The sequence below is a fragment of the Algoriphagus kandeliae genome (assembly GCF_004571135.1).
GTDB classification, from domain to species: domain Bacteria; phylum Bacteroidota; class Bacteroidia; order Cytophagales; family Cyclobacteriaceae; genus Algoriphagus; species Algoriphagus kandeliae.
This window is the reverse complement of sequence record NZ_SPSB01000004.1, coordinates 293,071-311,026: the sequence shown is the minus strand read 5'-3', so window position 1 is coordinate 311,026 and position 17,956 is coordinate 293,071. Positions and strand designations below refer to the sequence as shown.

Annotated in this window: 19 protein-coding genes; 15 read left to right on the top strand and 4 right to left on the bottom strand. The window is 40.4% G+C overall.

The window, feature by feature from the left end; translation table 11 throughout:
- The first annotated feature begins 58 nt into the window (after positions 1-58).
- Positions 59-1,693 (top strand): M28 family metallopeptidase, encoded by a 1,635-nt coding sequence (locus E4S40_RS13590; protein WP_135075160.1) that lies wholly within the window; start codon positions 59-61, stop codon positions 1,691-1,693.
- 59 nt (positions 1,694-1,752) lie between these two features.
- Here E4S40_RS13590 and E4S40_RS13585 read toward each other — a convergent pair whose 3' ends face one another.
- A complete protein-coding gene (locus E4S40_RS13585) occupies positions 1,753-1,980 on the bottom strand; it encodes a hypothetical protein (protein ID WP_135075157.1) in 228 nt (75 codons plus the stop codon).
- 245 nt (positions 1,981-2,225) lie between these two features.
- On the opposite strand from E4S40_RS13585, the gene E4S40_RS13580 reads away from it, so the two are divergent.
- The 14 genes from E4S40_RS13580 to hisIE all read left to right on the top strand — a co-directional run bounded on the left by E4S40_RS13580 (position 2,226) and on the right by hisIE (position 14,675).
- Positions 2,226-3,638, top strand: coding sequence for an anthranilate synthase component I family protein (locus tag E4S40_RS13580; protein ID WP_135075154.1), 1,413 nt, complete (start codon positions 2,226-2,228; stop codon positions 3,636-3,638).
- A 33-nt stretch (positions 3,639-3,671) separates the two neighbouring features.
- Positions 3,672-4,052, top strand: coding sequence for a four helix bundle protein (locus E4S40_RS13575; protein ID WP_135075151.1), 381 nt, complete (start codon positions 3,672-3,674; stop codon positions 4,050-4,052).
- A 55-nt stretch (positions 4,053-4,107) separates the two neighbouring features.
- A complete protein-coding gene (locus E4S40_RS13570; protein ID WP_135075148.1) occupies positions 4,108-4,674 on the top strand; it encodes an anthranilate synthase component II in 567 nt (188 codons plus the stop codon).
- Positions 4,675-4,699: 25 nt separating this feature from the next.
- Positions 4,700-5,710: an anthranilate phosphoribosyltransferase gene (trpD, locus tag E4S40_RS13565; RefSeq protein WP_135075145.1), complete on the top strand. Its 1,011-nt coding sequence runs from the start codon at positions 4,700-4,702 to the stop codon at positions 5,708-5,710.
- Between the two features lie 9 nt (positions 5,711-5,719).
- Complete coding sequence (gene trpC, locus E4S40_RS13560) at positions 5,720-6,538, top strand: indole-3-glycerol phosphate synthase TrpC (RefSeq protein ID WP_135075143.1); 819 nt, start codon at positions 5,720-5,722, stop codon at positions 6,536-6,538.
- Complete coding sequence (locus E4S40_RS13555) at positions 6,538-7,170, top strand: phosphoribosylanthranilate isomerase (protein ID WP_135075140.1); 633 nt, start codon at positions 6,538-6,540, stop codon at positions 7,168-7,170. Before trpC ends, E4S40_RS13555 begins: the two co-directional genes overlap by 1 nt.
- A gap of 41 nt (positions 7,171-7,211) precedes the next feature.
- A complete protein-coding gene (gene trpB / locus E4S40_RS13550) occupies positions 7,212-8,390 on the top strand; it encodes a tryptophan synthase subunit beta (protein WP_135075137.1) in 1,179 nt (392 codons plus the stop codon).
- Between the two features lie 165 nt (positions 8,391-8,555).
- A complete protein-coding gene (gene trpA / locus E4S40_RS13545; protein WP_135075134.1) occupies positions 8,556-9,329 on the top strand; it encodes a tryptophan synthase subunit alpha in 774 nt (257 codons plus the stop codon).
- A gap of 51 nt (positions 9,330-9,380) precedes the next feature.
- Positions 9,381-10,400 carry a 3-deoxy-7-phosphoheptulonate synthase gene (aroF, locus tag E4S40_RS13540; RefSeq protein ID WP_135075131.1) on the top strand — a complete coding sequence of 340 codons (1,020 nt, stop codon included), beginning with the start codon at positions 9,381-9,383 and terminating at the stop codon, positions 10,398-10,400.
- Positions 10,401-10,676: 276 nt separating this feature from the next.
- Entirely contained in the window at positions 10,677-11,459 is a 783-nt protein-coding gene (locus E4S40_RS13535) for a phenylalanine 4-monooxygenase (protein ID WP_135076468.1), read from the top strand.
- A gap of 91 nt (positions 11,460-11,550) precedes the next feature.
- Complete coding sequence (gene hisH / locus E4S40_RS13530; protein WP_135075128.1) at positions 11,551-12,147, top strand: imidazole glycerol phosphate synthase subunit HisH; 597 nt, start codon at positions 11,551-11,553, stop codon at positions 12,145-12,147.
- A gap of 76 nt (positions 12,148-12,223) precedes the next feature.
- Entirely contained in the window at positions 12,224-12,937 is a 714-nt protein-coding gene (gene hisA / locus E4S40_RS13525) for a 1-(5-phosphoribosyl)-5-[(5-phosphoribosylamino)methylideneamino]imidazole-4-carboxamide isomerase (protein ID WP_135075125.1), read from the top strand.
- A gap of 193 nt (positions 12,938-13,130) precedes the next feature.
- Entirely contained in the window at positions 13,131-13,886 is a 756-nt protein-coding gene (hisF, locus tag E4S40_RS13520; RefSeq protein ID WP_135075122.1) for an imidazole glycerol phosphate synthase subunit HisF, read from the top strand.
- A gap of 186 nt (positions 13,887-14,072) precedes the next feature.
- Positions 14,073-14,675 carry a bifunctional phosphoribosyl-AMP cyclohydrolase/phosphoribosyl-ATP diphosphatase HisIE gene (gene hisIE / locus E4S40_RS13515; protein ID WP_135075119.1) on the top strand — a complete coding sequence of 201 codons (603 nt, stop codon included), beginning with the start codon at positions 14,073-14,075 and terminating at the stop codon, positions 14,673-14,675.
- Here hisIE and E4S40_RS13510 read toward each other — a convergent pair.
- The 3 genes from E4S40_RS13510 to E4S40_RS13500 all read right to left on the bottom strand — a co-directional run bounded on the left by E4S40_RS13510 (position 14,672) and on the right by E4S40_RS13500 (position 17,947).
- Positions 14,672-15,913, bottom strand: coding sequence for a glutamate-5-semialdehyde dehydrogenase (locus E4S40_RS13510; RefSeq protein ID WP_135075116.1), 1,242 nt, complete (start codon positions 15,911-15,913; stop codon positions 14,672-14,674). The two genes, hisIE and E4S40_RS13510, sit on opposite strands and share 4 nt — an antisense overlap.
- Complete coding sequence (proB, locus tag E4S40_RS13505) at positions 15,906-16,991, bottom strand: glutamate 5-kinase (protein WP_135075113.1); 1,086 nt, start codon at positions 16,989-16,991, stop codon at positions 15,906-15,908. Before proB ends, E4S40_RS13510 begins: the two co-directional genes overlap by 8 nt.
- Positions 16,992-17,071: 80 nt before the next feature.
- On the bottom strand, positions 17,072-17,947 hold the full coding sequence (locus E4S40_RS13500; protein ID WP_135075110.1) for a geranylgeranylglycerol-phosphate geranylgeranyltransferase: 876 nt from the start codon (positions 17,945-17,947) through the stop codon (positions 17,072-17,074).
- Positions 17,948-17,956: the final 9 nt, after the last annotated feature.

Here is a 17,956-nt window from a genome sequence, read left to right as displayed (position 1 = left end):
ATTACAATTCAATTCAAATTTTATGTAGCTTTCTATCTGCTAATTATCCGCAAAAGCCATGAAAAAAATCAACCTTATAATTCTTGTTTCCTTAGTTGCATGGGCAGCATGTAGTCCCGAAAAACCTTATCAGTTTCAGGTTTCTGATCTGGAACCACTGATTGATAGTTTGTCCTCTGATTATTTTGAAGGGAGGATGCCTTTTTCTGAAGGAGAAAAAAAGACAATAGACTTTTTGGTTCATGAATTTGAATCATATGGTTTGGAACCTGGAAATGGGGATTCCTACATTCAGGATGTACCCTTGGTTTCTATTTTTACCGAAGCCGCGCCTACCATGGAAATAAAATCTTCCAATGGGTCAATGACATTGGAAGGGTTGAAGGATTATGTATTGTGGACTCAGCGAACGGATTCGGAAGTGAGTTTTGAAGATGCAGAATTAGTCTTTGCTGGATTTGGAATAGTTGCACCAGAGTACGGTTGGGATGATTACAAAAACATTGATGTGAAAGATAAGATCGTTGTGGTATTGGTCAATGACCCTGGCTTTGGAACTGAAGATGCCTCATTTTTCAAAGGAAATACCATGACATACTACGGCCGATGGACTTATAAATATGAGGAAGCTATTCGTCAGGGAGCTTTGGGATGCTTGATTGTACATAATACCATTCCGGCTGGCTATGGATTCAATGTGATTCAAAATTCTTGGAATGCCTCCAAGCTTTACTTGGACGATCGAGGAAAAGAGGGGTATAAATTGGCATTTGAAGGTTGGGTAACCTTGCCTATCGCCAACAAGCTTTTTGAGATGGCTGGCTTGAATGAAAGGGAGTTATTGGCGAAGGCTCGAAAAGCAGATTTTGAAGCCATTCCTATGGGTTTGACGGCTAGTTCATCTATGGCTGTAAACGCCACATACAACACATCCAAAAATGTGGTCGCAAAAATTACTGGCGTCGAGGAGCCCGAAGAGTATGTGATTTACACAGCGCATTGGGATCATTTCGGAATTGGAAAGCCTGATGAGACAGGAGATAGTATTTATAATGGAGCATTGGATAATGCGTCCGGTACGGCAGCTTTGTTGGCTTTGGCTAAAGCTTTTCAGGAGTCGAAGGTACCAAAGCGGTCGGTGGTCTTTTTGGCAGTGACTGCTGAAGAGCAAGGGTTGTTGGGTTCTGCTTACTATGCCCAAAATCCGATTTATCTTTTAGATAAGACGGTCGCAAATATAAATATCGATGGAGTCAATCCTTATGGAAGGATGCGGGATGTCTCGGTGATTGGCCGAGGGCAATCAGAAATGGAGGATTTGTTGGAAGTGGAATTGGAAAAGCAGGGGAGATATTCGGCTCCAGATCCAAATCCTGTAGCAGGATATTATTTCCGTTCGGATCATTTCAATTTTGCCAAGGTAGGCGTTCCTGCTCTTTACTTCCAAAATGGAATTGACCATGTGGAAAAAGGGAAAGAATATGGGAAGGAACTTGAGGAAAATTACACCATTGAGTATTACCATAAGCCTTCCGATGAGTACGATCCAGAACGTTGGAATTTGGAGGGAGCTGCAGAAGATGTACAATTGCTTTACAACATTGGACAAAATATCTCTAACTCCACCCAATGGCCAAATTGGAAAGAAGGGTCCGAATTCAAAGCAATTCGGGATGGGTATATGAAGAAGTAGTGAAATTCAAAAAAATGATTATATGAATGCTCGAGATAAAATTTCTCGAGCATTTTCATTTAAGATTTCGCCAGAAGCAGCTGAAATTCCAAAGGGCTGCAAGCCTGGAATTCGTCTTCCGCTAAATCCTCAAAAATCTCTTCATCAAATTCCATCTCGGTCTTTTCGATTTTTCCATCAGGATGAACAATCAGCTCAATCCCAGTAAAATCATCTGGATTCACCTGAACCAAAACCTGATAATCGTCAAAAATCCGCTTGAAATACTGTGCTATTGATTTGGCCATGGTGCTTTTTTTAAAATTTTTCAAAAATAGGACATAATTTTCATGATTGGATTTTGACAATTCCAAAGCCTTTCTAAATTTGTCACAGTCTTATGAAAACAACAACAAACAAATATTGGTGGTGGCATCTTAATTCTTTCCCGGGGAAAGTACAGCAAGCCCTTGCCTAAATTTGAGTTGCATGAATATAAAATGGCTTACTGGAACCCCCGGTAAGCCTTTTTTTATGTCTTAAAAATTTCAAAATGAATCACGTAAAATTTCCTATCCTGACCACTTTCCGAAAGCGATTGGCAGATACCATCACTCCAGTGAGTATTTACCTACAGATTCGCGACCGGTTTGCTAATCCGATCCTGTTGGAAAGTTCTGATTACCACGGCCAGGAAAACAGCTATTCCTACATTTGCTTTAACCCAATTGCGACATTCTCTTTTAATGCCGGGAAGGTTACTGAAAAGCTTCCTGATGGAAAGGAAATTCAATACGAAGTCGGTTCTGATAAATCTCTGATGGATTCTCTTCGGGCTTTTGGGAATAAATTCGATCCTACTCCAGATAAATTTAAATTCAGTACCAATGGACTTTTTGGGTACATTCAATACGACACGGTTGGTTGGTTTGAAGATATCAAACTGAGTAAAACCCAGCCCAATGAGATCCCAATGATGTATTACGCGATGTATCAGAACATCATTGTGGTGGATCATTACAAAAATGAGCTCTATTTATTTGAGCATCGGGTCGCAGGAGCGAACAACACGGAATACATTTCTGAAATCGAAACGCTACTTAATAACAAGAATATTCCCGCCTATTCCTTCAAAATAGTGGGAGAGGAGGTATCAAATTATACTGATGAGGAATTTTTGAAAGTTCTGAATCAAGGTAGGGAACATTGCTTCCGTGGGGATGTCTTTCAGATAGTCCTTTCCAGAAGATTCACTACGGGGTTCAAGGGTGATGAATTCAATGTTTATCGAGCCCTCCGCTCAGTAAATCCTTCCCCTTACCTTTTCTATTTTGATTATGGATCGTTTAAAGTTTTTGGAAGTTCGCCCGAAGCACAAATCGTAGTCAAAAATCGAAAAGCTACTATTTATCCTATTGCAGGTACATTCCGCCGAACAGGGAATGATGCCGAAGATGCGGAATTGGCCCGAAAACTCTACGATGATCCAAAGGAAAACTCAGAACATGTGATGTTGGTGGATTTGGCGAGAAATGATTTATCTCGTTCCTCTGATCTTGTAGAAGTAGAGGTGTTTAAGGAAATCCAATACTACTCTCACGTTATTCATTTAGTTTCCAAAGTGACTGGTCAATTGGCTGAAGGGGCTAATCCTCTTCAATTGGTTGCTGATACTTTTCCGGCAGGAACCTTATCCGGTGCTCCAAAATATCGTGCCATGGAGCTGATAGATGAACTGGAAAACACAAGTAGACAATTCTATGGAGGGGCTATAGGATATCTAGGTTTCAATGGAGATTTCAACCATGCAATTCTGATCAGATCTTTTGTTTCTGAAAACAATCAGTTGCGCTTCCAAGCGGGAGCGGGAGTTGTAGCCAAAAGCTCCATTCCATCCGAGCTTCAGGAAGTAGCGAATAAGTTAGAGGCGTTGAGAGTGGCACTTAGAGCGGCGGAGACCATATAATTACAAATTTTAAAATTTTAAAATTGAAAAATTATGGCAAAAGTTGATCGGTTTGAGGATTTAAAAGTATGGAAAGATGCGATCCAAATAGGGTTAAAGATTTATCAGTTAGTTGAAAATGATCATCTCATTCGTGATTACAGAGCAAAAGACCAGTTGATTGGAGCTGCTATTTCAATTTCTAACAACATAGCAGAAGGCTTTGAATATAATAGTAACAGGCAACTAATTAAATACCTGGGAATTGCCAAAGGATCTGCCGGTGAATTGAGAAGTCAGCTTTATTTACTTCAAAAGGCTGGTAAAATTTCTTCAGAAGTCTATGAGGAATTTTACAATGAATTGATTGAGATTTCAAGCGAGCTTAAAGGCTTTATTAAATATTTATATGATTATGAGAAAAGGGATAAATAAAACTGAAAAAGAAATTTTTCAATTTTCCAATTTTTCAATTTTCTAATTCAACACGATGCGAATTCTCGTCCTCGATAATTACGATTCCTTTACTTATAACTTGGTGTATATCATCAGGCAGTTGGGGTATGGAAAGAATATGGATGTCTTTCGGAATGATAAAATCAGTCTAGAAGAAGTGGCTTCCTATGATAAAATTTTACTTTCACCGGGTCCAGGAGTACCTGATGAGGCGGGAATCATGCCGGAATTACTCGAGAAGTATTCATCTGAAAAATCCATTTTGGGGGTTTGTCTTGGGCATCAAGCTATTGGAGAAGCATTCGGAGGAAGGCTGATTAATCTTTCGGAGGTTCTTCATGGAGTTGCTTCGCAAGTAAAAGTGGAAAGGGATTTGCTCTTTGAAGGTTTGCCTGATTCATTTCAAATTGGGAGATACCATTCTTGGGTTATCAATGAAGTAACTTTATCACCGGATTTGGAAGTAATTGCCCGAACGCCCGATAATCAGATTATGGCTATAAGACATAAGCAATTTGCCATTAGAGGAGTACAATTTCATCCTGAAAGTATTCTGACTGAACATGGAGTTCAAATCATAAAGAACTGGTTGGAATCCTGATTTCAATTCAAAATCACCCTTAAGTATGAAAGAAATATTAAATCAACTGATAGAACATAAAACACTTTCTCAGGCTCAGGCTAGGGAGGTTCTCAAAAATATTGCAACAGGAAGTTACAATTCCAGTCAAATTGCAGCTTTTATGACCGTCTACTTGATGCGTAGTATTACGGTCGAAGAGTTGCGTGGCTTTCGAGAGGCGATGTTGGAGTTGTGTATTCCAGTAGAAATTGCCGAATACGACGCAATGGACCTTTGTGGTACCGGCGGGGATGGAAAAGATACTTTTAATATTTCGACCCTTTCTTCATTTATCGTCGCAGGAGCAGGTCAAAATGTGGCAAAACATGGCAACACGGGGGTTTCTTCAATTTGTGGTTCTTCTAATTTGTTGGCTTATTTCGGCTACGAATTCACCAATAATATTGATGAAATCCGGCGATCTTTGGATGAGGCGGGAATCTGCTTTTTGCATGCGCCGCTTTTCCACCCGGCAATGAAAAATGTAGCTCCTGTTCGAAAGGAATTGGGTGTGAAAACTTTCTTCAATATGCTCGGTCCGATGGTAAATCCAAGCTTCCCCGGCAAGCAATTGGTCGGAGTCTTCAGTCTTGAATTGGCCCGTCTGTATGCTTATTTGTATCAGGAATCAGATGCACAGTTTTCCATTTTACATTCAATAGATGGCTATGATGAGATTTCGCTAACAGGAGATTTTAAGATGATTTCCAATTCTGGCGAAAAATTGTACAAACCTGAACAAATTGGACTTTCCACGCTTAATGCTTCAGAAATAAGAGGAGGAACTACAGTCGAGGAATCAGCAAAAATTTTCGAGTCCATCTTGAAAGGGAAAGGTACCAAAGCCCAAAATCAGGTAGTCCTGGCAAATTCGGCAGCGGCATTGGTGACGGCTGACCCTTCACTTTCTTTCCAAGATGCAGTTGCAAAGGCAGAAGAGGTTCTTTTAAGTGGAAAGGCTTTGAATGTCTTCAATGGATTGGTCAATCCCAAAACATCAGTTTCGTTTAATTAAGAGTGAGTTATGAATATTTTAGAAAAAATAATTGCAGATAAATACAAGGAAGTAGATGAGCGAAAAAGCCTGATTCCGGTTAAGCTTTTGGAAAAAAGCATCTTCTTTGATGGCCAGGTGGTGTCAATGAAAAAATATATTCAGCATCCCGAGAAATCAGGAATTATTGCTGAATTCAAACGAAAGTCCCCATCAAAAGGCTTGATCAACGGAAATGCTCAGGTTGAAACAGTTAGTATCGGCTACATGCAGGCTGGTGCCTCTGCGCTTTCAATTTTAACCGACAAGGAATATTTCGGTGGCTCAAATGAAGATTTGAAAACGGCTCGGAAATTCAATTTTTGCCCTATCCTTCGAAAGGATTTTGTGGTGGATGAATATCAGTTGATTGAAGCAAAATCCATTGGTGCGGACTGCGTACTTTTAATCGCGGCAGCATTGGAGCCTGAGAAGCTGAAGTCTCTAACCTACTTCGCAAAAAGCCTTGGACTTGAGGTATTATTGGAGGTGCACGATGGAGAGGAATTGGAAAAAAGCTTGAATGATGGAGTGGATTTGGTTGGGGTGAATAACCGAAATTTGAAAACCTTTGACGTCTCTATCGAAACCTCCTTGGAGTTGGTAGATCGAATTCCATCTTCCTTTGTGAAAATTTCTGAGAGCGGGATTTCTGATCCAAATACTCTTGTGAAACTTAAAAAGGCTGGATTTGATGGGTTTTTGATTGGAGAAAACTTCATGAAGTCCAGTCGGCCTGAACAAGCAGCTTATAATTTCATCAAGGAGTACAAAAGATTATTAGGAGCTGGAGCTTTATCTAAAGCCTGATGGAAATCAAAGTCTGTGGCATGCGGGAACCGGAGAATATCCGGAGTCTTATTTCGGATGTAAATCCAGATTGGATGGGATTGATTTTTTATCCCAAATCTCCCCGTTACGTTTCAGATGAATATTCGGAAAGGTTTGAGGAATTTCCAGTCAAAAAAGTTGGAGTATTTGTGAATGAATCAGTTGATGAAATTCTAAGAAAGGTAAAACTCTTTGATCTTTCTGCTATTCAACTTCACGGGAATGAACCGGTAGAAATATTAGCGGAATTAAAGAGGAAAACAGCTGCTGAGCTTTGGAAGGTAATATCGGTAGCAAATGAAATCAACTGGGAAAATATAGCGGCTTATTTGCCTTATGTAAACAAATTTCTATTTGATACTGCTAGTCCAAATCATGGGGGAACAGGAAGAAAGTTTGACTGGGAAATTTTGAAAACCTATACTTTCGAGAAAGGATTTTTATTAAGTGGAGGCTTAGATGCGGAAAGTGTCACTGAAATTAAGACTTTGAAAACAGAAATAGATCAGTTGGAAGGAGTTGATCTCAACTCGAAATTTGAAGATGCTCCTGGACTCAAAAATATTGAAAGAATAGTGAGGTTTAAAGAAAAATTAGACCATAGCTTATAGTCCATGGTCCATGGACTTAAACCTATAAACTTGAATACAGAATGATACGAGTGGATGAAAAGGGATTTTATGGAAGATTCGGAGGGGCTTACATCCCCGAAATGCTCCATCCCAATGTAGAAGAACTAAAGGAGAATTATGAAGCCATTATTGCTACTCCTGAATTTCAGCAAGAGTTTCGGATGCTTCTTAAGGATTATGTGGGTAGACCTACTCCTTTGTATTTGGCACAAAGGCTTTCTGAGAAATATGGGGCAAAAATCTATCTAAAAAGGGAAGATCTCTGTCATACCGGTGCACACAAAGTCAATAATACTATCGGCCAAATCATCTTGGCTAAAAAGCTGGGTAAAAAAAGGATCATTGCTGAAACAGGTGCCGGTCAGCATGGTGTAGCGACGGCAACTGTCTGCGCCCTGATGGGTATGGACTGCACAGTATATATGGGTGAGTTGGATATTGAGCGTCAACGTCCCAACGTGGAGCGAATGAAAATCCTAGGAGCGAAAGTAGTGGCCGCCACTTCGGGGTCAAAAACCCTCAAAGATGCAACCAATGAAGCCATGCGTCAGTGGATCAATAATCCTGTAGATACGCACTACATCATTGGCTCAGTGGTAGGTCCGCATCCATATCCTGAAATGGTTGCCCGATTCCAATCCGTGATTTCAGAGGAGATGAAATGGCAATTGCAGGAAAAAGAAGGGCGCGAAAACCCCGACTTGGTAATTGCTTGCGTGGGTGGAGGATCCAATGCAGCTGGCGCTTTTTACCATTATTACAACACTCCTGAAGTTCGATTGGTAGCTGCTGAGGCAGCAGGATTGGGTGTGAGTTCGGGGAAATCTGCAGCTACAACTGTCTTGGGAACTCCAGGTATTTTACATGGATCCAAAACCATCCTGATGCAAACGGAAGATGGTCAGGTAGTCGAACCGCATTCCATTTCTGCTGGGTTAGATTATCCAGGAATTGGACCAGTACATGCGCATTTGTTTGATATTGGTCGTGCGGAATTTGTGGCTGTGGAGGATGAAGATGCAATGAAAGCCGGAATTGAACTTAGCCGTCTGGAAGGAATTATCCCAGCCATAGAGTCTGCCCATGCGATCCACGCGCTCAACATGATTGAATACCGAAAAGATGATGTAATTGTCATTAACCTTTCCGGAAGAGGAGACAAGGATCTGGAGACTTATATCAAGTGGGGAGGATATTGAGGGAAGTACGAAGTGAGAGGTACGAATTACGAGCTAATTTCGAACCTCAATGCTTTATTCTTTTTCAAACCCAATAATTGAAAACAGGAATTACGGCTGATTTAGAGCTAATGTTAAAAACCTAAGAAGGCCTCGTAGTTCGTATTTCGTAAATCGAATTTAAGAATGAATCGCATACACTATTTATTCAACAACAAGCAAGAGCGGGTGCTCTCCATCTATTTTACAGCTGGCTTTCCCCATTTGGAAGATACAATTCCCGTCATGGAGGCTATTCAAGCTGGAGGAGCTGATATTATCGAGATAGGGGTGCCATACTCTGACCCTATAGCAGATGGACCGACCATTCAGGATAGCAATAAAATTGCCTTGGAGAATGGTATGAGCATGAAAAAGCTCTTTGAGCAACTGCGGGGTTTTCGAGCAAAAATCAATCTTCCGGTAGTGTTAATGGGATACCTGAATCCAATCATTCAATTCGGAATGGAGGAGTTTTGTCAGAAATGCAAAGAGGTTGGGGTAGATGGGCTGATTGTCCCGGATTTACCGATGCAGCAGTATTTGGATGAGTACAAATCCTTATTTGAGGAATATGGATTGGTTAATACCTTTTTGATTTCCCCTCAAACTTCCGAAAAGCGAATTCGACAAATCGATGAGAATACCGATGGGTTTATCTACATGGTATCATCACATTCAATCACTGGAGCAAAAAGTGGAATCAGTGAAGAACAAATAGCCTATTTTAAACGGGTGCAAGAGATGAAGCTTAAAAATCCCCGGCTGATAGGATTTGGAATATCCGATTCAGAGACATTCACCACCGCTTCCAAGTACAGCAATGGAGCTATCATTGGTTCGGCATTTATCAAAAAAATCAAAGACTCAAAAAATCAATCTCAAGATATTCAAGATTACATACAGGCTGTAATTAACTAGATTTCTATTGAAAAAGCCTCGTAAATCGTATTTCATAAATCGTACCTCAAAATGATTATCCAATTACAACCCGATATTTCTTCCAAGCAAAAGGAAAACCTGATCGAAAAGGTCAATGGAATCGGCTATAAAACTACTGAAGTAAAAACCCAACTGGGTGATTACATCATCGGTATCGGTAAGAAAGAATTTGATATCCGGAAGATCGGCCAACTGGATGGAATCCGAGATATTCATATCGTCTCTGATGAATACAAATTGGTTTCCAAAAAATGGAAAGCCAAGCCCACTTCGATTGATTTGGGAGATGGAGTTTTTATCAAAGACGGGGAAATGGCCGTCATCACTGGGCCTTGCTCCATTGAGTCCGAGGAGCAGATTCGAAAAGTTGTTGACCACTGCGTAGAAAATGGCATTCGGATGATGCGGGGTGGAGTCTTTAAACCAAGAACTTCTCCTTATGCTTTTCGAGGCATGGGAATCGAAGGGCTCAAGCTTTGGCATTCGATCGCTTCAGATGCAGGGATCAAGATTGTGACCGAAGTGATGCAAACTTCCCAAATTGAGGAAATGTATCCTTATGTGGATATTTACCAAGTTGGAGCGCGAAACTCCCAAAATTTCAATCTCCTCGACGAACTTGGAAAAGTAGACAAAGCCGTCATGATCAAGCGGGGGATCTCCGGTACGATTGAAGAACTCCTACAGTCAGCCGAATATGTTTTTTCCGGAGGAAATGAAAAACTGATTCTTTGTGAGCGTGGAATTCGGACCTATGAAAAGGCTTCCCGAAATACCTTGGATCTCAATGCTATTCCGATTCTTAAAGCCAAATCCCATCTGCCTGTGATCGTTGACCCTTCACACGGGATCGGTATTCGAGCCTATGTGCCACAGATGGCTCTGGCGGGAGTGATGGCAGGAGCTGATGGGGTCATTTATGAATCTCATGAAATTCCTGAGAAAGCTTACTCTGATGGGCAACAGACTTTGGATTTTGCGCAAAGTGCCAGATTAGCCGCTTGGATCAGAGAAATCTTCGATAAAAGAAAAACTTTCGACCTGCTGTAAAATAATTTTGCAATCAGCCACTTAGCTCATTAAATTCGTAGCATGAATCCAACTCCAAGAACATATATTCATCATTCTCACTACTATCTTCAATGATGGAATAGGATGAGTATGTTTTTTTGGTAAAAGATATGAAGGCCTATTCCATCTCAGGGATAGGCTTTTTTGGTTTAAAGGATGTACCCACGGAGGTTTTGAATAGTATCAAATTGAATAGAACCAAAACCCAAAATGGGATTAAGAGTTAGATAAAAAGTAAACCCAAATATGAAAACGATGACAGATAAACCAAAAGGCTGGGTGTTTAGCGACCCGAGATTGAAAGATCTAAAACAGGATTATGAAGCTTATACCCCTGAGGATTTCAAAGTTTGGAAAATCCTCTTTGAGCGACAAATGCCCAATTTGCCAGAGGCGGCTTCCCAAGCATATTTGGATGGTGTAAAAACTGTCAAGTTTACTGCTGACCGAATTGCCAATTTTGAAGAGCTGAATCAAATATTGAAGGAGACAACTGGCTGGGCAGTGCAGGTAGTTCCGGGTTTGATTGACGACGATTTGTTTTTCGGTTTGCTAAACAATAAGCGTTTTCCTTCTTCCACTTGGCTTCGAAAAATGGAACAATTGGATTATCTCGAAGAGCCGGACATGTTCCATGATGCCTTTGCCCACATGCCTATGCTAACCAATCAGCCATATGTTGACTTTTTGGAGCAGCTTTCTGGAATTGCCTTGAAGCATATTGATGATCCTTGGGCAATCCAATTGCTTAGCCGTATTTATTGGTTTACAATTGAGTTTGGGTTGATTCGAGAAAATGGGCAATTACGAATTTACGGAGCTGGAATTTTGAGTTCTAAAGGAGAAACCCAATTCAGTTTGTCGGATGAGCCAGCTCATTACCCATATGATGTTCGCCGAATTATGAATCAGGAGTACTGGAAAAATAAGTTTCAGGATAAATATTTCGTGATCGAAAGTTATGAGCAGCTATACAACTCCATTCCTGAAATTGAATCGGTTTTGGAGGAGATATTAGCTGAAAATAAGGTAAAATAAAAGTCAGTTCTCTGAAATAAAGTTGGAATATTTCTAATTACTTCGCCCCGATTTATCGGGGCTTATTTCAATTGTATTTCTCAAATGAAGAATGAAAGTAGCTGTAATTAAATACAACGCTGGCAATGTGCAGTCAGTCCTTTACGCATTGGAGCGTTTGGGAGCTGATGCTGAATTGACGGATGATCCTGAGAAAATTCGCTCAGCAGATAAAGTAATATTCCCCGGCCAAGGCGAGGCAAGTTCTGCTATGACTTATCTCAAAGCCCGTCATTTGGATCAATTGATCCGTGATATCAAGCAGCCCTTTCTAGGGGTTTGTTTGGGTTTACAGTTGCTTTGTGAGCATTCGGAGGAAAATGATACCGACTGCTTAGGGATTTTCCCTGTGAAGGTGAAGCGTTTTATTCCTGAAAATTCACAAGAATTTAAGGTGCCTCACATAGGCTGGAATGAGTTAGAAAATCTAGCTGAAAATGCCTTATTGAAGGATCTTCCTGACCCGAAGTTTTTATATTATGTCCATAGCTACTACGCTGAATTGAGTGAAGTAACCATTGCCACTACCCACTATATCCATGATTTTACAGCTATTCTCCATCGGGATAATTATTGGGCAATTCAAGCCCATCCCGAGAAAAGCAGCACGGTTGGAGAGAAGTTGTTAAGTAATTTTCTGTCAATCTAGAAATACGAAGTACGAGGTACGAAATACGGCCTAAAAAAATTTTATCACCTTACAATTTTATATCTCAAACTTTCCCATGTATATCATTCCAGCAATAGACCTCATCGGAGGTATGTGTGTCCGACTTAGTCAAGGCGATTACAGTAGCAAAAAAGAATACCATGACGATCCTCTTGAAATGGCTAAACGTTTTGAGGGGGCAGGTATTCAACGGCTTCATTTGGTGGATTTGGATGGTGCAAAGGCTAAAAAGATTGTTAATTCAGATGTATTGGAGCGGATTTGTAGTGGCACAAATTTGAAGGTGGATTTTGGTGGAGGAATTCAATCGGATCCAGAAATCGAAAAAGCTTTTTCCTTAGGAGCAAAGCAGGTGACAGGCGGAAGTATTGCGGTAAAAAATCCAGAATTATTTGAATCTTGGATCACTTCTTATGGTTCTGAAAAAATCATTTTGGGCGCGGATGCTAAAAACCGGAAAATTGCTGTTGGAGGTTGGGAAGAGACAACTTCAGTTGATTTAATTCCTTTCATTAAAAGCTATTTTGAAAAAGGGATTCGCTATGTGATTTGTACTGACGTGGCTAAAGATGGTTTATTACAGGGGCCTTCAGTGGATTTGTATCGAGAGATTTTACAGGAAATTCCTGAGCTTAAGTTAATCGCAAGTGGCGGCGTTTCTTCTGTAAAAGACTTAGAAGATTTAGAAAAAACAGGAGTTTATGGGGCGATTGTAGGGAAGGCATATTATGAAGGAAAAGTGAGTTTGGACGAACTTGCAGCCTTTTAATGTACGATTTACGATTTTGGATTTACGACTTCAATTGGACTTCAATCCTTAAATCAGTAATCTCAATCAACCTTGGGTTTCTAGGTTTGAGGTTCCCTAAAATCTCGTAAATCCTCCTTCGTAAATCGTAAATAAAAAAAATATCGAACACCGAACTTCGAATGAAGAATAAGGAAGTTTTGAATACTATATAATGTTAACAAAGAGAATCATTCCCTGCCTAGATATCAAAGATGGTCGCACGGTCAAGGGAGTCAACTTTGTCCAATTACGGGATGCAGGCGATCCGGTGGAGTTGGCAAAAATCTACTCTGATGAAGGAGCGGATGAACTTGTGTTTTTGGATATCACGGCTACCGTAGATAAGCGAAAGACTTTAGCAGAATTGGTTACCAAGGTTGCTAAAGCCATCAATATTCCATTTACAGTGGGAGGTGGGATTTCCACTGTAGAAGACGTAAAAGTGCTCTTGGGAGCAGGCGCAGATAAAATTTCTATTAATTCTGCAGCGGTTAAAAACCCAGGTGTGATTGATGAAATGGCCAAGGAATTCGGTTCTCAATGTGTTGTGGTTGCCATTGATACTCGCAATATGGACGGGATTGACTTTGTGCATACGCATGGAGGTAGAAAACCAACTCTTCTGAAAACCCAAGCTTGGGCCCAAGAAGTAGCTGACCGGGGAGCGGGAGAGATTTTATTGACTTCCATGGATCATGACGGCACCAAATCAGGTTTCGCGAATGAATTGACTGCTGAAATTTCTTCATCTTTATCCATTCCTGTAATTGCTTCCGGAGGTGCGGGAAATATGCCGCATTTCAAGGATGTCTTTACCTTTGGAAAAGCAGATGCGGCATTGGCGGCAAGTATTTTCCACTTTAAAGAAATCCCTATTCCTGAATTGAAAAGTTATTTGATAGGGGAGGGAATTTCAATTAGAAAGTAACCATTTGGTTTTTTATACCTAGAAAGTTTTAATTGGTTATGGGAGAAATACAATCGAAATACCATAGAAATATACCCTGACAAGTCAGGGTGAAATAAATACAGAGTTAATAGAATGGGTTATTTCAGCCCGATTTATCGGGCAGTATTTCAACAGTATTTCTACTTTGTTTCAAAATAAATTGACATGAACATCGACTTTAATAAAATGAACGGCCTCGTCCCCGCCATCGTCCAAGATGCTGTGAGCGGAAAGGTGCTGATGCAAGGTTATATGAATGAGGAAGCATTAACCAAAACTCAGGAAACGGGGATGGTTACTTTTTTTAGTAGAAGCAAAAACAGACTTTGGACCAAGGGTGAGACTTCCGGGAATTTTTTAGAGTTGGTATCAGTAGCTGTGGATTGTGATGGGGATTCGATTTTGATCAAGGCCAATCCAAAAGGGCCCGTTTGTCATACGGGAGCAGATACCTGCTTTTTTGAAGTGAATTCCTCAAAAACAGGTTTCATAGATCAACTTCGGGCAATCATCAAAGACCGCAAAAATAATCCATCTGATAAATCCTATACTGCATCTCTTTTTGCAAAAGGGATTAATAAAGTCGCCCAGAAAGTAGGAGAAGAGGCAGTGGAAATTGTCATCGAAGCGAAAGATGATAATAAAGAGCTTTTCCTAGGGGAAGCAGCTGATTTGCTTTTTCATTACTTGGTTTTGCTAGAAGCAAAAGGAATCGAATTGGATGATGTGATGGAGGTTTTGATTCAACGCCACGCTCAAAAATCCTAAGCTCTTATTTGTCCATTTCCACGAACTACCCACTTATAGCTTGTCAGTTCTTTCAGGGCCATTGGTCCTCGAGCGTGGAGTTTTTGAGTAGAGATTCCGATTTCAGCTCCTAATCCAAATTGGGCTCCATCGGTAAACGCTGTGGAAGCATTGGCATAAACTGCTGCAGCATCTACTTCTAATAAAAACCGATTGAGATTTTCTTGATTTTCCGATACAATAGCTTCCGAGTGACGAGAAGAATAAGTCGCAATATGCTCTAAGGCCTCGTCTAAATTTTTAACTGTTTTGATGGCTAGCTGTAGGCTTAGAAATTCTGTCCCAAAATGCTCCCCTTTTGCATGTTGAATGAGGTCAATTTCAGGTAAAGATGAAAAAGCTTTTTCATCCGCATATATTTTTACTCCACAATCCAAAAGTGGCTGAATCAATTCTGGAAGGCTAGGAAGGAGTTTTTCATGAATCAGTAAACAATCCAAAGAATTGCATACGCTCGGCCGGCGGGTTTTGGCATTGTGGACGATTGCCTTCGCTTTTTCCAGGTCTGCTTCCGCATCCACAAAGGTATGAACGATACCAGCACCTGTCTCAATTACTGGTACTTTAGCATGCTGGCGAACATAATTAATGAGTCCTTGAGAACCTCTAGGGATAATTACATCGACTTGATCCACGGCCTCTAAAAGGGCTTTTGTCGCGGTGCGATCTGCAGGTAAAAGCAAAAAAGCCTCAGTAGGTATGTTAAATTTTTGAAGGGTTTGATGGATCAAGGACATAATGGCCCGATTAGAATAATCAGCATCCGAACCGCCCTTCAGAATCAATCCATTCCCCGATTTTAGGGCCAAAGAAAATACATCAAATGTGACATTGGGGCGAGCCTCATAAATAATCCCTATAACCCCAAGAGGAACAGTGATTTTTTCTAAAAACAGTCCGTTTGGAAGCACTTTTTCTTCCAAAGGCAAATGAAGAGGGCTTGGTAATTTAGCTACCTGTCGCATTTCCTTGGCTATTCCCTCGATTCGATTTTCAGTTAGCAACAAACGATCAAACATAGGATTGGATTCTTCCATCCTTGCAAGGTCACGTTGATTTTCATGAATCAAGAGCTCACTTTGATTGACCATCAAATCTGCTAAGTCAAATAAGATATCTTGGACTCGCTCGTCTCCAATAGATGCTAGTTTTCTGCTGGATTTTTTTACTGCTTGAAATTGCGAAGTAAAATCAGTCATGATCAAATAGGTAGAGGTAATCGTAATGAATGATAGGTTTTTGGTTTTTGAGACCGATTTTCTCCTGTGCGGCTTTTGATGAATAGGCTGCTTTACCTAAACCTATTTGCTTTCCATTTTCATCCCTAACTAAGAGAATGTCTCCTTTCAAAAACTCACCTTCAATTTTGGTGATTCCTATTGGCAATAGGCTGCGGATTACCGAAGAAGTCAAGGATTTTTTTGCTCCCTCGTTGATAAATACTTCTCCTTTGTAGTAGTGGGATCCGTGAGCTAGCCATTTTTTTGTTGCTTGCCTTTTTCGTTTCGGTTCGAAGCGTGTGCATCGTAATTTTTGATTTAAGTAGTCAACCAAAACTCCATCGGTTTTACCATTCGCGATGAGAACCTCAATCCCCAAATCTGCTGATTTTTTAGCCATGGCAAACTTGGTGAGCATCCCTCCTCGTCCGAATGATGACTTGGAAGCTGTAATAAAGGAGGAGATTTCAGCCATTGATGCATGGACTGTTTCAATCAATTCAGAATCCGGATTTTCCGGGTTTCCGGTAAAAATCCCATCTACATTGGTGAGTAGCAGCAAAGTATCCGCATTTATCATTGCTGCAGTAAGGCTTGCTAATTCGTCATTGTCCGTAAACATCAATTCGGTGATAGTCACGGTGTCATTTTCATTGACTATGGGAATGATGTCCTGCTGAAGAAGGGCTTCCACACAGCTTTTCATATTCAAAAAATGCTTTCTATCGCGAAAATCTTCTTTAGTCACCAAGATTTGGGCGATTAATTGTCCATGTTGTTCCTGAAAAAGCCGTTGATATTCATTAATTAGCCGTATTTGGCCTGTCGCTGCCCAAATTTGCTTTTTGAGCACGGGATTTAGTTTTTCTGAAATTGGGGTGTTTTGTCTACCAAAAGCTACAGCTCCGGAACTCACCAAAACAATTTTTTTTCCAGCTTTCCGAAGAGTCATTAATTGCTCCACCAAATGCTTCATTCGAGCCAAGTCCGGGAGTCCATTGGACTGGGTCAAAACATTGGACCCGATTTTAATGACAAGGGTATGCTGGTGAGACATTATTGCAGAGTTTTCATAAAAATACCTGAATTAATAATGAATTGCTAAAAAGTAGGCCTTTCTGTTAAAAGAAATAAGACTTACAGGAGTCCCATGCTGAGTGTTCCTAAAAGCATGATGATTTTGGCAAAGGTGCTTAGCTGGGCAAAGTGGGACTTACGATCGGAGAGGTAAACTTTTCGAATAAACCATAGAAAAAAAACTCCTAACACTCCAAAATAATAGAATAAGCGGGGTTCGTTTATCTCAAGAGTTACGATCAAAATTGCAGTCACAAAACTTGCTGCGATCACAAATATTATCTGCTTCGTTTTTCGGAATCCCAAGACAATAGGTAGGGTTCGGCATCCGTGCTTTCGGTCTCCTGTGCGATCTTCTATGTCTTTGATGATTTCACGGATAAGGTTTAAGAAGAACGCAAAAATGGCATAGGTTAAGACTAGAAGCTCGTTTTTCTGATAATAAAACGCAACCAAATAAACAGATAAACCAGTCAAAAAAGCCACGGTAAGATTTCCAATGAAGGGCTCCCGTTTTAACCTATTGCTGTAAAGCCAGAGTAAAAAGGCTGCTAAGAAATTAATGATCGCAATTCGTGGGGCAACAATTCCCCCTATTCCTATACCAGCAAAATTGAAAAGCGTGTGAAGGAAAATGACCACTCGCCGTTTTATTCCTTTTCCAATAATTACTTCCTGAGGTCGGTTGACATAGTCGATTTTAACATCGTAATAATCATTGATCATGTAGCCAGCAGCTGTGATTAGAAGGGTTGAAAAAATCAAAAGATAAAGTCGGAAATCTTCTAAAACAGGGATGCCTTGACGACTGGTTTCAATCAAAAAATAGGCAGTCATCAATTGGGTAAATGCCACCAAAAGCAAATTAATAGGTCTACTAATCCGAAAGAGACCTTTGACAGAGATATTTCGCTCTAAAGTGGCAGTTTGATCCATAATCAAAAA

Coding starts and splice junctions, on each gene's coding strand:
- E4S40_RS13590 (WP_135075160.1), top strand. CDS start 59: ATGAAAAAAATCAACCTTATAATTCTTGTTTCCTTAGTTGCATGGGCA.
- E4S40_RS13585 (WP_135075157.1), bottom strand. CDS start 1,980: ATGGCCAAATCAATAGCACAGTATTTCAAGCGGATTTTTGACGATTAT.
- E4S40_RS13580 (WP_135075154.1), top strand. CDS start 2,226: ATGAATCACGTAAAATTTCCTATCCTGACCACTTTCCGAAAGCGATTG.
- E4S40_RS13575 (WP_135075151.1), top strand. CDS start 3,672: ATGGCAAAAGTTGATCGGTTTGAGGATTTAAAAGTATGGAAAGATGCG.
- E4S40_RS13570 (WP_135075148.1), top strand. CDS start 4,108: ATGCGAATTCTCGTCCTCGATAATTACGATTCCTTTACTTATAACTTG.
- trpD (WP_135075145.1), top strand. CDS start 4,700: ATGAAAGAAATATTAAATCAACTGATAGAACATAAAACACTTTCTCAG.
- trpC (WP_135075143.1), top strand. CDS start 5,720: ATGAATATTTTAGAAAAAATAATTGCAGATAAATACAAGGAAGTAGAT.
- E4S40_RS13555 (WP_135075140.1), top strand. CDS start 6,538: ATGGAAATCAAAGTCTGTGGCATGCGGGAACCGGAGAATATCCGGAGT.
- trpB (WP_135075137.1), top strand. CDS start 7,212: ATGATACGAGTGGATGAAAAGGGATTTTATGGAAGATTCGGAGGGGCT.
- trpA (WP_135075134.1), top strand. CDS start 8,556: ATGAATCGCATACACTATTTATTCAACAACAAGCAAGAGCGGGTGCTC.
- aroF (WP_135075131.1), top strand. CDS start 9,381: ATGATTATCCAATTACAACCCGATATTTCTTCCAAGCAAAAGGAAAAC.
- E4S40_RS13535 (WP_135076468.1), top strand. CDS start 10,677: ATGACAGATAAACCAAAAGGCTGGGTGTTTAGCGACCCGAGATTGAAA.
- hisH (WP_135075128.1), top strand. CDS start 11,551: ATGAAAGTAGCTGTAATTAAATACAACGCTGGCAATGTGCAGTCAGTC.
- hisA (WP_135075125.1), top strand. CDS start 12,224: ATGTATATCATTCCAGCAATAGACCTCATCGGAGGTATGTGTGTCCGA.
- hisF (WP_135075122.1), top strand. CDS start 13,131: ATGTTAACAAAGAGAATCATTCCCTGCCTAGATATCAAAGATGGTCGC.
- hisIE (WP_135075119.1), top strand. CDS start 14,073: ATGAACATCGACTTTAATAAAATGAACGGCCTCGTCCCCGCCATCGTC.
- E4S40_RS13510 (WP_135075116.1), bottom strand. CDS start 15,913: ATGACTGATTTTACTTCGCAATTTCAAGCAGTAAAAAAATCCAGCAGA.
- proB (WP_135075113.1), bottom strand. CDS start 16,991: ATGTCTCACCAGCATACCCTTGTCATTAAAATCGGGTCCAATGTTTTG.
- E4S40_RS13500 (WP_135075110.1), bottom strand. CDS start 17,947: ATGGATCAAACTGCCACTTTAGAGCGAAATATCTCTGTCAAAGGTCTC.